At 38.2% G+C, this 14,548-nt stretch carries 12 protein-coding genes and 1 riboswitch; of the genes, 10 read left to right on the top strand and 2 right to left on the bottom strand.

Going from position 1 to position 14,548, the window contains the following annotated elements; all coding sequences use genetic code 11:
* The first annotated feature begins 131 nt into the window (after positions 1–131).
* From QDN89_RS19265 to QDN89_RS19240, 6 genes are all read left to right on the top strand, one after another.
* Complete coding sequence (locus tag QDN89_RS19265) at positions 132–2,378, top strand: McrB family protein (RefSeq protein WP_280771801.1); 2,247 nt, start codon at positions 132–134, stop codon at positions 2,376–2,378.
* On the top strand, positions 2,353–3,825 hold the full coding sequence (locus tag QDN89_RS19260) for a DUF2357 domain-containing protein (protein ID WP_280771800.1): 1,473 nt from the start codon (positions 2,353–2,355) through the stop codon (positions 3,823–3,825). Before QDN89_RS19265 ends, QDN89_RS19260 begins: the two co-directional genes overlap by 26 nt.
* Before the next feature lie 33 nt (positions 3,826–3,858).
* Entirely contained in the window at positions 3,859–4,398 is a 540-nt protein-coding gene (locus QDN89_RS19255; protein ID WP_280771799.1) for an NUDIX hydrolase, read from the top strand.
* 117 nt (positions 4,399–4,515) lie between these two features.
* Positions 4,516–5,226, top strand: coding sequence for an SAM-dependent methyltransferase (locus tag QDN89_RS19250; RefSeq protein ID WP_280771798.1), 711 nt, complete (start codon positions 4,516–4,518; stop codon positions 5,224–5,226).
* 91 nt (positions 5,227–5,317) lie between these two features.
* The gene (locus QDN89_RS19245) at positions 5,318–5,581 is read left to right on the top strand and encodes a hypothetical protein (protein ID WP_280771797.1); all 264 of its coding nucleotides are present in this window, start codon (positions 5,318–5,320) and stop codon (positions 5,579–5,581) included.
* 942 nt (positions 5,582–6,523) lie between these two features.
* A complete protein-coding gene (locus QDN89_RS19240) occupies positions 6,524–7,330 on the top strand; it encodes an SEC-C metal-binding domain-containing protein (protein ID WP_280771796.1) in 807 nt (268 codons plus the stop codon).
* Positions 7,331–7,638: 308 nt separating this feature from the next.
* Here the strand turns inward: QDN89_RS19240 and QDN89_RS19235 are convergent, their stop codons facing one another.
* Positions 7,639–8,628 carry a 4Fe-4S binding protein gene (locus QDN89_RS19235; protein WP_280771795.1) on the bottom strand — a complete coding sequence of 330 codons (990 nt, stop codon included), beginning with the start codon at positions 8,626–8,628 and terminating at the stop codon, positions 7,639–7,641.
* A 442-nt stretch (positions 8,629–9,070) separates the two neighbouring features.
* On the opposite strand from QDN89_RS19235, the gene QDN89_RS19230 reads away from it, so the two are divergent.
* Positions 9,071–9,682, top strand: a complete 612-nt coding sequence (locus QDN89_RS19230) for a TetR/AcrR family transcriptional regulator (protein ID WP_280771794.1) — start codon at positions 9,071–9,073, stop codon at positions 9,680–9,682.
* Positions 9,683–9,871: 189 nt separating this feature from the next.
* Here QDN89_RS19230 and QDN89_RS19225 read toward each other — a convergent pair whose 3' ends face one another.
* Positions 9,872–10,255 carry a hypothetical protein gene (locus QDN89_RS19225; RefSeq protein ID WP_280771793.1) on the bottom strand — a complete coding sequence of 128 codons (384 nt, stop codon included), beginning with the start codon at positions 10,253–10,255 and terminating at the stop codon, positions 9,872–9,874.
* Between the two features lie 432 nt (positions 10,256–10,687).
* Between QDN89_RS19225 and QDN89_RS19220 the strand changes: the two genes are divergently transcribed.
* From QDN89_RS19220 to QDN89_RS19210, 3 genes are all read left to right on the top strand, one after another.
* Positions 10,688–12,301, top strand: coding sequence for a glutathione ABC transporter substrate-binding protein (locus QDN89_RS19220; protein ID WP_280771792.1), 1,614 nt, complete (start codon positions 10,688–10,690; stop codon positions 12,299–12,301).
* 376 nt (positions 12,302–12,677) lie between these two features.
* A complete protein-coding gene (locus QDN89_RS19215) occupies positions 12,678–13,148 on the top strand; it encodes a peptide-methionine (S)-S-oxide reductase (RefSeq protein WP_280771791.1) in 471 nt (156 codons plus the stop codon).
* A gap of 552 nt (positions 13,149–13,700) precedes the next feature.
* Positions 13,701–13,805, top strand: a riboswitch (TPP riboswitch).
* Between the two features lie 140 nt (positions 13,806–13,945).
* Positions 13,946–14,548, top strand: a complete 603-nt coding sequence (locus QDN89_RS19210) for a YkoF family thiamine/hydroxymethylpyrimidine-binding protein (RefSeq protein ID WP_280771790.1) — start codon at positions 13,946–13,948, stop codon at positions 14,546–14,548.

The following is a 14,548-nucleotide window of genomic DNA, read 5'->3' as shown; positions in this document are numbered from 1 at the left end:
GAAATTTTACAATAGAGTTTACTATTAATTAAGTTTTTTCTTAGGACTAGTTTACTAATATTATAGCAATCTTTTTCATGTACTAGTAAAATATTCCTTAAGGCAAAAGTTTACTAATGGAGGGAAAATTTATGAAACTTGATCGGTATCAAGAGTTATTTAATATTGATGATACGACAGAACGTTGTCGGAAAGTATTGGATCATATTGAGCCTCACATGCAAGAGCTTTTCAGTAGATTGAAAGAAGAATTTGAACAAAATAGAGATGTGAATGATGTTTATGAAATAAAAAGTTATGGTGTCACATTAAGAACAACGTACCATGATTCGCAAAACCCCAAATACGCCGAATCTAAAAAAGATACGAATATTGGTCGAAAGTATTTTATTAAATTGCAAAAGAAGGTTTACGAGGACGAAGTGAATGTCCTCACTCTCGAATTCAATGGAATAGACCACTCTTACAGAATGTATGTGGAAACAGCATTTTATCCTCTTTGGGCAGCTTTACAGAGTAAAAAGCTTGACCAGTTGATTATTCAATTACCGAAATCTATTCATACATATGTTAAACAACCTAATAACGGAAAAACGGAAATCCCTAAAGACGAATTGTCTAAAACGGTTCAATCATATGTAAAACCAGCTAAAAGACCACCGTTTTATTTTGGTATCGATCGTCCACTTACGGGAGAGCTAACCGAAGAGGTCTTGATGGAGGAACTAAAAGATTTATTTGATCAGTTATCGCCTATTTACCGTTTTATTGATGAAGAGCGATCTGTATCATTCCAAACGAACAATATCTTTTCCTTACTAATGAAAGAGAATGAGAGCAAGGAAGTCTCTTTATTAGGACACGCCTACAAAATTGAGTATGGAGAAATGGAACGTAATAAAAATGAAGGCCATAAACAGTCTTTTTATCTGTATGATCAGGAACAACTGGTCGTGAAAGGGATCATGAGCTTTCATGCCTTTTCTGATAAATATAACACCGTATACCCACATCGACTAGCTGTCATCATCGATGGTCATAATCATATGTGGGCAAAAATACGTGATCTAGTCGGGGATGGGAAAACGACATGGTGGATTCATAAAACGTTTGCTACTCATACATTAAATAATCAACAAATTTTAAAAAAGGCCTTCCAACATTTGAATGAGCTTGGCATTGAAACATCCGATAGTCGCTATTCACCAGGTACGTATGACAATGACCGTGAACGATTTGAAGAAGAAGCAGATCTTGTAAAGTCAAGGTTAGCAATGGCGGCACTAATTTTTGCTCATGTGAGTGAGAAATTAGTTTTGCCAGAAGGAGAAAAGGAAGGCACCTTGACTGAAGGAGAAGACGAAGAAGGTGAGCAATCCACTCAACTTGAAAGTAACTTTGATTTTTCTGCGATTATTGAACACGTTAAAACGTCTAAGTTAACTTTTCAGACGTCCGTCATTCGAGATTTCCACCTAAATTTAACGGCTTTAGAGGACAAGCACTTTGTGATTTTGAGTGGAATATCTGGAACGGGTAAAACGCAGTTAGCTAAGTTGTACGCCAATGCGGTGTTTGATCTTTCAATAGAAGAGACCAATCCTTATTTAACGATTATCCCTGTGAGACCAGATTGGATGGATGCTACGGCGTTGTTCGGTTATTATAGTTCTTTTGACAAAAGGTACGTTATGCCTGAATTTTTGCGAATGATTCTTAAAGCCCGTCAGGAAAGAGATAAGCCCCACTTCATTCTTTTGGATGAGATGAATTTAGCTCGGGTGGAATATTACTTAAGTGACTATTTAAGCGCCGTCGAATCACAAAAATCGATCCCTCTTCATGACAGGAACGATGTTGTTGACGTTCCTCAAACGATTACGATTCCTCCGAATGTGTATATTGTTGGAACGATCAATGTGGATGAAACAACGCACTCTATATCAGATAAAGTGTTGGATAGAGCCTTTGTGATGACATTATCTGATGTGAACTTTGATCCATATTGGCAGTCTGTTAGTCAGACAACTCGAGAAAAGCTTCAGGGTGAATTCAGTCTGCTTAAGGAGATCCATCATGTACTATTACCTTATGATCTTCATTTCGGTTATCGTTCTATGAATGAAATGGTCCGAAAGCTGATGAGAAATATGGAGTTAGACTTTGACTATCAGATGGGTCGTGAAGAGGCATTAGATGTTGTCATTAGAGAGAAAGTTCTTCCGAAAATCAAAGGAGATGAACGAATAGCCCCACTTTTCCAAGAATTGATAGATTTAATTCGAAAAAAACTAGGAAATGAGGCAGGATCGTTAGTGGATTTAACGAGAATGCAGAAGGAGTTAGACCGTTATGGCGCAACGCAGTATTGGCGATGATGTCATGATCCGAGTTCCGGGAGAAGAATGGATTCCTCTTAATGAATCTTATCTCATGGAAGGAGCAACGTACGAATGGCACCTATCTAGGAAAAGAGCGAATGATCTTCGTTTTGCTAACATACCACTTACGTATCAAATGGTGGATGATGGATTGACAGGAAGCATCGTCACCCCTTTTCAATCAGGAGAAATTACTTTCTCAGTCGATGATGAAGAGTATAGGATGTATCTTTATCCTGATTCGAGAAAGATGACCGAAACGCAATATGATCAAATGCTCATCGAGATTCTCCAAGAAGCTGCTGTTTGTTTCCAATATGCAGGATCTACCAGAACACTAGAGCATTCTGGTTTCCAGCGAGATATGTCGTGGTCTCAATGGCAATATATTATCACGACGTTTTCCAATTTAAGCTTATTGATGGGGAAGCTCGTTCAACGTCCCTTACGCGTTCTTCATAATCGTACGGAATTCGTTCGAAGAGAGACGGTCAAAAGTTTGTCTCCACAGACAGAAAGATGGTTAGAACAGACATATGGGAAAGGTAACCAGGAGGGCGTTCCAGAGCAACTTAAGACATCCATTCGAGAAGAAAATATTGATGTCTATGAAAACAGGCTGATTAAAAGTCAGTTAAGGCAATTAGAGCAACTTTTACTTCGTTACTATGAGTGTGGTTATAAAGAGGTTGAAACAGAAGCAAATCGTTTGTTAGCAAGAGTCAGATATTGGTTAAGCCATACCTTTCTTAGAGAAGTAAGTGAATTAACAGGGAGTCGAGTAATTACACAAGTCTTTAGAAAACATCCAACATACAAGTTAATCTATCAATGGTTTGAAAGGTTATTTCGACATGGCCAACTTCATGTTGGATTTGGATATTCTATACCCTTGAAGAATACGTTCGACCTCTATGAAATGTGGTGTTACTTCCAAGTGATGAAATCTTGTCGTAAGTCAGGCTTATTGCAAGACACATCTTCCTTATACCGCATAGAAAATGATGGGATTTTTCTTGATTTATCGGTGAATCATCAAAGCAAAGTTTCACTTAATAATGGATGGAAACTTTATTTTCAGCGAGTATATCAAGGAAATTCTCCTTTGTTCTTTACATATACTCATCGGATGATTCCTGATATTGTCCTTGAAGGATCGAAGGAGATGGTTGTCTTTGACCCTAAGTATCGAGTCCCTGCGAACTTGTCGAACGCAATTGGAGAAATGCACAAGTATAGAGATGGCATTTTGTCAAAGAAATCGGGTAGTCGAGCAGTGCGGGAAGTTTATGTTATGACTCCTTGGCAAGATGGTCAATACATCCCGAAATTTTTTAATGAGGACTATCAAGAACAACACCGAATGGGAGCTATTGTGATGAACCCAGGTGAACAGCAAGAGTGGCTTGATGAATGGATTCGTAAAAAAATGACGGAATTATAATTTTGATGATTTGGAAAAGGGAAGGGTGATCCAATGGTTTTAAATGAAGTACTCGGAACGAAGAACATCAATGAAAAGCAATGGAAAATGAACTATCGAGAAGCAGTCAGAGCTGTGATTGTTCAAAATGATCATATTCTTCTCATTCAATCGAATATGGGAGACTATAAATTTCCTGGCGGTGGAGTGGAAAAGAATGAGAGTCACATAGATGGACTACTCCGTGAAGTCACTGAGGAATCCGGATATAAGAACTGTGCAGTCAAGGAAAAACTAGGCATAGTGATAGAACGTAGTAAAGATGAATACGATGACGATGCGTATTTCCAAATGAACTCTCATTATTATCTATGTGAATTGATCAATGACGAGACAGTTGCTCAACGATTAGATGATTATGAGGCTGACCAAGAATTTACGCCTCACTGGCTGTCCATCGATGAGGCGGTTCACGCCAACGAAAAATGTCTGCAGAAGTATGAGCAAAATCGATGGATCCATTGTGAAAATTTTGTATTAAACGAACTGAAAAAGTATTATGTTGAACGAGAAAGTGAAAATAGTAGTGCATGACACATTCTGATGGTTACTTCCGCAAAGAAGAGACCGTGAATTCGAAAGAAAGAAAGCTTGAGCGAATGTCTGTTCCGGGGCTAAATTTTAATAATGAAGTGGAGGGTTAATTATATAATGAATCAGTATGTTAAAACTGAAAAGTACGATAAAAATTTTGTAGCTAAAAATTTGATGGGTCCTAATTCGATGATCATTCTTGAAGAACTTTTGGAAAATATACCACTAAAAAAAGGTATGCGAGTGTTGGATTTAGGTTGTGGTAATGCTTTGACTTCTATTTTTTTGGCTAAAGAATGTGATGTGCAAGTCTTTGCTGTGGACTTATGGGTTTCAGCTACCGACAATGATAAGCGTTTGCAACAAATGAAAGTTGATGATTTAGTGATACCTATCCATGCAGATGCTCATGAACTTCCATTTGCTGATGAGTATTTCGATGCTGTGATAAGCGTTGATGCTTATCATTATTTTGGGAATAATGATAAATACTTCGACAAATACCTCAGACCTCTCCTGAAAAAAGATGCTTTTGTAGCCTTTGCATTTCCTGGAATGAAATACGAAGTGCATAACAATATCCCTAATGAAATGAAGGAGCTTTGGGATAGTGAAGCGCTTGAGATGTGGCACTCTATTGGCTGGTGGAAAGAAAAATTTGCAGGGAAGTTAAAAGATTTTGAAATAAAAGAAATGCAGTGTTTTGATAAAGCATGGAGTGATTGGTTATCTACGGACAACCCATATGCTATTGGAGATAGAGAAATGATGGCAACGGATAATGGAAGGTATATGAATATTATCTCGCTAACGGGAAAAGTCATTTAACTGTTATTTAAAATCTATTTAATAGATGAAAGTGGATAAATGAACTTATAACAAAATCTACCCAGGGCTTAGACCGCAAAGGAGAAGGTATATGGAGAATGTCATGTCAAGAAATATGAATGAGCGAAAAGGTGTCTTTGGTTTAATCATTTCTATTGCGTTACTTTCAATAGGATTTGCTTCAGGATCGCCATTTTTATTCATATTATTTACGATATCTATTTTAACTTTTTCGGGTGTAGAAAAAAGTAAAACTAAGACTATTAAAGTTGTGGCAGCAATTCTATATGCCATTATGGTAGTATGGTTAATTTATGCAGCAGTTAGTTGGTTTTATGATGTATTAATCATTTAAATAATTTTCAGTGTTTTCAACTAAACAGGCGGACAAAAGTGCATTATAGAATGATGGAAGTGCATTATAGTGTGGCGGAAGTGCATTATAGAAAGGCGTAAATGCATTATAGAAAGGCGTAAATGCATTATAGAATAGCGGAAGTGCATTATAGAAAGACACGTATTTGTGGTTCCTGACTCCCAGTGTGGTATAACTTTAAAGTGTCGGGTTCCAAAAACGATTTCGAGCTTGTTGATAAAAGACATAGATTCCACGTAAAATAAGCCCTCTCAAAGTGGAGGGCTTATTACTGATGTTATTATAAACTGTGCCAGACACTGGTCGTAAAAGTTGTGAATTATCTTTTGAGGCTAAGGATGCACTTAATAAGTCTCTTAACGGGCGATTAGTTAAAGGATTTAGAAGAGTTTAATCTGTATTGTAAGAGTCTCCTAATTAATTGCATACTAAAAGAGAGTGAGACAGTTGATCACTCTCTTTGCTCATTGTTAATTTCTCATGCCTAGTTAATCAATCTATTTTACGTATAATTTCTTTTACTTTAGCTGTGGAAGTGTATAACAAGAAAATTATTATCAAGGCGATTGCTTCTGTCATTATCTCTCCTCCTTAAATAACAAAAAAAGGTTTTCTCTAGTGAAACAAAGTTGCTCTCAGGAAACTTATTTTATGTATTATATACATTTGATTAAGTTAATGGAACAGTTATCTCTTACCGATCACCACTCTGTTTTTGTAGATTTATGACAATAAAAAGAGAGATAGGTGTTACGGTGGATATTGAGGCACTATCAATGGCGATAATTCAAAGAGAAGGGAAACAACAGTTTTTGTGGTGGTGAAACCCAGTGCATATAAATCTAAACTGCTAGGAATCATTGAAGGAACGCCGACTTAGCTTTAAAATAAGGCTAAGTCATTTTTTAGGGAGTGTTAGAAATGGCGACTTTACCAAAAGACGTAAACGATCATATTGATGCTCAAATGCAGAAGGGCTATAAGCTTAAAGCTAACGGGAGAGAGGAAGAGGTTGTGGACGTTTGGCTCGCTTTATGGGAAGACATAAAGGCGGCTATGAAGGATCAAAGCATTCCATACATAGAGGAATTAGAAGAGCTTTTTCAAGGAAATGAAATGATATTTAATTGGGCGCAGGATGTTGAAATGTTCTTCGGAAGTGCTGCCGTTAAATACAATCAACTGTATCAGAAGCGGCTTGATTTCTTGTCTGAATTTATCGTGCGTATGAAAAAGAAACATAGCCATAACGCCTTAGTAATGAAACGGGTGATTGCAGAATCATACTTCCTGATAGGTGAGGAAGAAGAGGGAGAGAGACTTTTCAAGAAGTATACGAAAATGTATCCCACATCAGGTTTCGGGTGGATTAACTGGTCGGATATGTACTTTATCTTTGCCAGAGAAAAGAATATGGATAAAGATAAAGCGATCCGAATCCTTAAACAAGGATTGCAAATCGATAACGTGAATGACAGAGACGTTTTCTATGAGAGGCTCATTGGGATTTATGAGGAGTGCAACATGATAGACGAAAAGGCTGAGGCAGAAGAGAAATTTAGAGAAGAGACTGAGAAGCAGCGTCCTTCCTTCGTTCAGCCACCTCCAAGTACAAAACCGTTTATAAAGCCAGCAAAAAAAACAGAATCAAAGCCACAGAAGGTTGGCAGAAACGATCCGTGTCCTTGCGGCAGTGGGAAAAAATTTAAAAAGTGCTGCGGTGCTTAAAGGGTTGTTGAGGCCATAGGGGCGGTTCTAGTGGTTGAATAGAGCACCATTGGTTGTGAATCTTGAAAATGTGTACATAGAGGGGAAAGTTATATACGCAATAAGCACCTGATTTAACATGTATCAAATCAAGTGCTGTGCTATCATTATGCCTGCTTTTTTAAGTCATAAATATCACGTTCATTTTTCCCAATCTTCATATCGAAAAACTCCAGATCCTCTTTGGTTGCCATATTATCAAGGTGTACCATTATTGTATTTTTGGAATGCCACTCTTCAGTATACTGCTAAACTAAATTAGTTTCTACTTAACTATTATTACTCTCTTTTACAGTCTTTTTCTTTAAATAGCCCTTTTGTATTTTATGATAACCAGCTGTACTAAAAGGGCATGCTTTAATGCAAATCGCACAACCGTAGTTTGCCGAGAAATATTTAACACACGTTTTGTAATCGATACACTGCATATCTCCATTTTCATTCACTTGTGGTTCATTGTTGATTGCTTGGACTGGGCAACTTCGAACACATTTTCTACAGTATGAGCAAAACTCTCGGACCCATAGGTGGGGATTCTCTGTCTCGACAGGAAACGTATCGATATTCGTATATATGGTACTTATTCGAACTCGAGACCCGGCATCAGGTGTGATTAAAAGTCCATGATATCCGATTGCTCCCAAGCCCGCTAATTCACCAATTGCAACATAATCCATTTGCCCACCCATCGCAGTGCTTGGGTATGCAGAGAACCCTTTTTTTCGAATAAAATCACACACTTTATTTGAAATTACAGCCAAATCACCGTATCCTTTTGCTACTTCAGCAAAGCATTCAAAACTAGGGGCAGTTTGGATTTTTTCATTGTCCATTTCAACAGTGAACACGATTGCGTTTTTGTGAGGAATAGATTTTCCTTTAAATACTTGCTTGGAAGGTAAATCCTTTATAAATTTTACATCAATCGCTCCTAATTTTTGAGCGAATTGTTTAATTTCCTCAAAACCTTCCATTGGAGCTTTTGTCTGTTTGGATGTAACTCTTTTACTATAATATCGTTTCCCTTTCCACATTCCTTTCATTACTCTAGCCATTCTAGGCGCAACTTTCATTTTTTGTGACAACGTAAATTTTTTAATCGATGTCTCGTTTTTGGGAATTAATGGAGCAAAAGACCGGCGTGGCTTAGAATTAGCTGCTGAGTGAATAAGTCCTCCAAAGTTACTAGGCTTCTTTTCCATAAAATCTATGAGATCATCTAAATTTCTTTCATTTTTCCTTTGTGATAACTCTGCCATTTCCAATCACCCCTCATTTATGTTTACTTTAAAGCTGCCTTGCTCATTTTTGGTGCCTTTCCATTACCTTGTCTCTATCTGAAATAGATATTAATTAATAGTAGATTCTTCATCAGAGTCTTCTTTGGACATAGATTGAACTTTTTCAACAAGTTTATTCCCCCTATTCAATTTCATGCTTCGGAGTAGGGTTAAGTGAAAAATAAGAGCAACTTTAAGGAGAAGTAATGGTGAGATGATTACTAATTTTTGTTTGAAGCATTTCATAAAACTTTTGACACTACCTTTTAATTAACGCTGTGTTGATTAATGATCATAGTATCTATTATAATTTGTATATCAGAGAATTCAATAATCAGTAATTGGATTATTGTTGTGAAATCAACACTTTAAAGGTCTTCTGTTCATAATCTCAAAAAAATTTTAAAAGTGGGTGTATAAAATGTCAGTTCAAAAGGTTGACCGTCGAATTGCTCGTACGAAAAGAATGATTAGGGAGGCGCTAGCAGCATTAATAGAGGAAAAGGGGTTTGAATCGATTACAGTAAGAGATATTACCTCCGAAGCAGATATAAATCGTGGTACCTTTTATTTACATTATCAGGATAAGTTTGATTTATTAAAGAAATGTGAAAACGAATTTTTCCAAGAAATCGAAGACATTGCAAAAGATATTAAAGTTAATGATATAAGGAAATTCAGCGAAAATCAGCAACCGCTTGCGTATTCAGTGAAGCTACTCGAGTACATTAAAAACAATGCAGCTTTTATGAGAGCAGTCCTTGGACCGAATGGAAATGTTGCCTTTCAAATTAAGCTTAAGGAATATATTAAAACAAACATCGGGAAAGTATTTTTAAAGGAAGCAGAAGGAAATAAAGATCGCATGAAAGTTCCTAGAGAATATTTGCTCTCTTATATAGTTTCAGCCCACTTAGGTGTCATACAACAATGGCTACAAAATGAGTTAAAGGAATCTCCACAAGAGATTGCTCGATATATTGGGATTATCACGGTAGAGGGACCGTTTCAAGCAAGTGGTTTTAAAAAATAGTAATTTTTGATTATTTGAAATAATTTAGATCATATGAAGAACAACAAAAATAAGCATGGAAGGACTCTCTCAACCGAAGTAACCGCCCCCTTGGTTGTGAGTCTTGAAAGTGGTGTACATAAAGAGAAAGTTATATACGCAATAAAAGCACCTGATTTAACGTGTATCAAATCAGGTGCTTTTCTATCATTATGCCTGCTTTTTTAATTTATAAATTTCACGTTCATGTTTGCCTATTTTCATGTCGAAATACTCCAGGTCGTTTTTTGTTACCATATTATCAAGACGCGCCATTTTAGTTTGGTACTGCTCAATAAGTTTACCAGTCTGCTCATTCGTTGCATCTAACTTTTTTTCCATTCTTGCAGTTGTTTCTTTGAGACTGGAGATGTCATCTTTTATAAGAGCCTGAGACTCCTTGAGACTGGAAATGTCGTCTTTCATTACTGACATTTCGTCTTTCAAGCCAGATACATCACTCTTCAAGCCAGAAATATCACCTTTCATTTCCGAAATATCCCCTTGCACAACTTTTAACGTATTGATTATTTGATGAAGCAATTTTTCGCTCATGCATTTTCCTCCTCGAAAGGGTTCCTTTTGCATCGACATTTTTTAATTATGGCTAGTTTACCTGAGATAAATTTTGCTAGAAAGAGAATCTCGAACGATATTTCGGCACAGCTCACCACCTTAATCGTTGGATTTGGCATTTGAGAGTATTTCTTGGGATGACTGGTACCAATGGAAGGTTATATAAGGGGCGCATAGTACTGCTTATAGGAGGGGGCTATCTAAGCCCAGCAGCACTTAATCAGATTGTGAAAAGGTAAGGCAGTCTTATAGAAGACCTGTATCTATTATATAATAAGAACGTGCGTTTGTACATTGTAATGAGTAAAAGTTGTTTCCTAGAAACTGAAAAAACCTGAGTAAAAATACTTGCATAAATCCGACTTATCAGATAGGGTTAAGGAATTATGAAAATAGGAGGATTGATTTTTTATGAAAAAGTGGTTTGTAATTGCAGGAGCAACGACGGTATTAGCAGGCTGCGCAGGGGATGGAGAGCCTTTAAATTCAGAAGATCCGGCGAATGTGCCGAACAATAGCAATTCTAGTAATGAAGAAGTTGACGCAGATCCTGACGCATTAGTTGTCAATATGCAATCGGATGTTAATGCCCTCGACCCTCATTTCGGGAACGATCACGCATCTCTTAACGTGAAGCGAACAATTTATGATACGCTCGTTCGCACGGATGAGGATTTGGATTTACATATGAGTCTGGCTGAGTCGTTTGAACAGGAGGAGCCTGATTTATGGGAGGTGTCGTTGAAAGAAGGGGTTACGTTCCATGACGGAGTTGAGTTTAATGCAGAGGCAGTCAAAGTAAATGTGGAACGGATGCTTGATCCGGAGGTTGGTTCTTCCGTAGCATTCATGTTCAACATGATTGAAGAGGTGGAGATTGTCGATGATTACACGGTACGCTTCCACACGGAGTATCCATTTGCGCCTCTGAAAACGCATTTCGCCCATCCAGCAGGTCAGATGATCAGTCCTGATCTGATTGAAGAGGACCAGCAAGCCTTTGCAGATGGGGAGGAACCAGGATCAGTCATTAACGATCATCCTATCGGAACAGGTTTCTACAAGTTCGAAAGTCAAACGCCAGGGGAGGAAATTCGTCTTGTAAAAAACGAGGATTATTTCGATGGCGAAGCAGGATCGGATACTCTTACTTTTCGAATAGTACCGGAAGATCTGACACGGGTTGGAGAGCTTGAGACAGATTCAGCGCAAATTATTGGTCATTTAAATGCAAACGACATCTCACGATTGGAAGAAAATGAAGACACGAAGGTAGCGCGTTATGACAGTGCGTCTCTTGCCTATTTTGGGTTCAATACTGATACTGAACCGTTTGACGATCCAGATGTGCGCCGAGCAATTGCCATGGCGATTAATAAAGAAGATATTATTGAAGGGGTATTGAATGGTGCTGCGTTGAAAGCAGATGGGCCACTTGCGCCGCCGGTTTTAGGGGCGTCAGACAATTTAGATCCGATTGTAGAGGATGTGGACGCTGCCAGAGAATTACTGGCGGAAGCCGGATTTGAAGACGGTCTTGAGACTGAATTATGGATTGACGACTCTAGGGTAAGACTGGATACAGCTGAACTGATTCAAAGCCAGCTTGCTCAAATTGATGTGAACGCGGAGATTGTATCGATGGAAAGTGGCGTACACCGTGAACTAGTCTCTGAAGGAGAGCATGAATTGTTCCTTGGAGCATGGGGAACCGTTACGGGAGACGCTGATTACGGATTGTATCCCGTCTTTCATTCCGACAGCCACGGGATGACAGGTAACCGTATGTTTTACAGTAATGATGAGGTAGATGACTTGCTTGAAGCAGCCCGTCAGGAAATGGATGGCGAAGAGCGTAACGCCCTATACCACGACGCCCAGCAGATTATCATCAATGAAGCGCCTATGGTTCCACTCTACCACGTAGAACACCTAGCCGGCCTGCGTTCAGACATCGAAAATTTCTATATTCACCCGAGCAGTCTCTACGAAATGGTCGATGTGACAAGGACAGTGGAAGAATAGTAGGCTGGTCGTCTTTTACAAATTTACATCATAAGTCAAACAAACCCATTCATAAGTGAAAACTCATGTGATTAGATGGTAACACCCCAAAAAAAGTTAAAGCGAAAAAACTAATTTTCGGGATGTTGAACAGATCCATACAAGAAAACGCTCAGATTGAGCGTTTTTTGTATGGAAATAACGGTCAAAGAAAGAACAATTGTGGAGCTTTAGGACTATAAATGTTCAGCTCTCCATTTTAAAGTAGTCATTCTTTATCAGTTTTGCAGGAGTTGAATAAATTTTCGTCGAAGTTTGATCTAGAATATAAATCAGTGTTTTTAATAAATGCTAGGAATAGAATTGTTGGTGTTTTAAACAAAGAGGGAGAGTCAATATGGAAGTAGTATATTTTGCAGGTGGATGTTTATGGGGAGTACAAGCTTTTATAAAAACTTTACCTGGAGTTAAGTTTACAGAAGCGGGAAGAGTTAATGGAACCAGTCATACACTTGAGGGTGATTATGATGGCTACGCCGAATGTGTAAAAATCGAATTTGATCCGAAGGTTGTAACAATCAGGGAATTGATGGGATATTTGTTTGAAATCATTGATCCATACAGTTTGAATAAACAAGGACAAGATGTTGGCGAGAAATACAGAACAGGAGTATATAGTGAAAAGCCTGAACACTTGCAAGAGGCGGAGGCGTTTCTAAGTGAGAGAAATGATTATGACCTTATCGTTGTTGAAGTATTACCTCTCACAAACTATGTGAGAAGTGCAGAAGAACATCAAGATAGGTTAGCTAGATATCCAAATGATTATTGCCATATTCCAGACGAAATATTAAGTAGATATAAGTAAGGGAGAATAATCAAGTACCCCAGTCTGAACCGAATCGGAGCAATGAAAACAGGTAGTGTTGTCAAATGAATGCTTTTGGCTGGGTGCGGAAGTGCATTATAGAGTAGCGAAAGTGCATTATAGAGAGGGGAAAGTGCATTATAGAATGGCGGAAGTGCATTATAGAAAGACGGAAGTGCATTATAGAATGGAGAAAGTGCATTATAGAAAGACGGAAGTGCATTATAGAATGGAGAAAGTGCATTATAGTGGAGAAAGTGCATTATAGAATGGCGGAAGTGCATTATAGAATGGCGGAAGTGCATTATAGAATGGAGAAAGTGCATTATAGAATGGCGGAAGTGCATTATAGAATACCGAAAGTGCATTATAGTGGAGAAAGTGCATTATAGAATGGAGAAAGTGCATTATAGTGGAGAAAGTGCATTATAGAATGGCGGAAGTGCATTATAGAATGACAGAAGTGCATTATAGAACGAGACGGAAGTGAAATAAGGGTGTTTACAAACGTTGCTCGTTGCCGTTACAATGAAATCAACAATATGATATTCGTGATCGCACTAGGGGTGCTATAAGCTGAGAGACAGGTGAAATTCCTGTTAACCCTTTGAACCCGAACTAGGTAATACTAGCGTGGGGAAGTGCAGGTAAGCTACATGTAGCCTGTTTGATTTACATGAACTTTCACTGCATCTTCCTTATGGGAGGTGCAGTTTTTTATATTTTTTCCCACCCCTTCTGGGCGAGTCACTGATAGTCATATTGATTTACATATCGATCATAGAGGAGGATGTTGCATGCAAGGATTAAGTTGTGGAACAAGTCGAATTGTCGGGTGCCGTTTCTCGGTGTACCCGATGACAGATAATTTTGTGGATGTGATTAAAGGCGCATTGAAAGAGGTGGATACATCAAAAGTGTGGCAACATACAGATGATGTGAGCACGTGTATTCGTGGTCGAAGTGAACATGTATTTGATGTGACAAAAGCAATCTTTATTCACGCGGCGAAAACCGGTGTCCACGTTGTTTTTAACGGGACGTTTTCGATTGGGTGTCCAGGTGACTCAGAGGCGGACACGTATATGTCAGAAGATGATCATCGTTTGAACGAAGAGGGCTCGATAAATGAAAAAGTGGAGGTAGCGTCTCAGTTTGCTTTATATCCGCTTAACAATCCCGATTACATGCAAGTCATTGCTGATCAAAAAGAAGTGGCTGATAAGCACGGTACGTTTACAAAAGGGGTTCATTACGCGTCTCGTTTAGATGGTGATACGAATGATGTTTTCAAAACGTTAGAAGAAGCATTTGTGAATGCATCTAGTACAAATAAACATAGTCATGTCACAATGACGGCGGCGATTTCGGCCAACAGTCCATCGAAGAAAGATAAATAG

The sequence above is a fragment of the Salipaludibacillus daqingensis genome, from assembly GCF_029891575.1.
Lineage (GTDB): Bacteria > Bacillota > Bacilli > Bacillales > Salisediminibacteriaceae > Salipaludibacillus > Salipaludibacillus daqingensis.
This window is presented reverse-complemented; position numbering and strand designations above follow the sequence as displayed.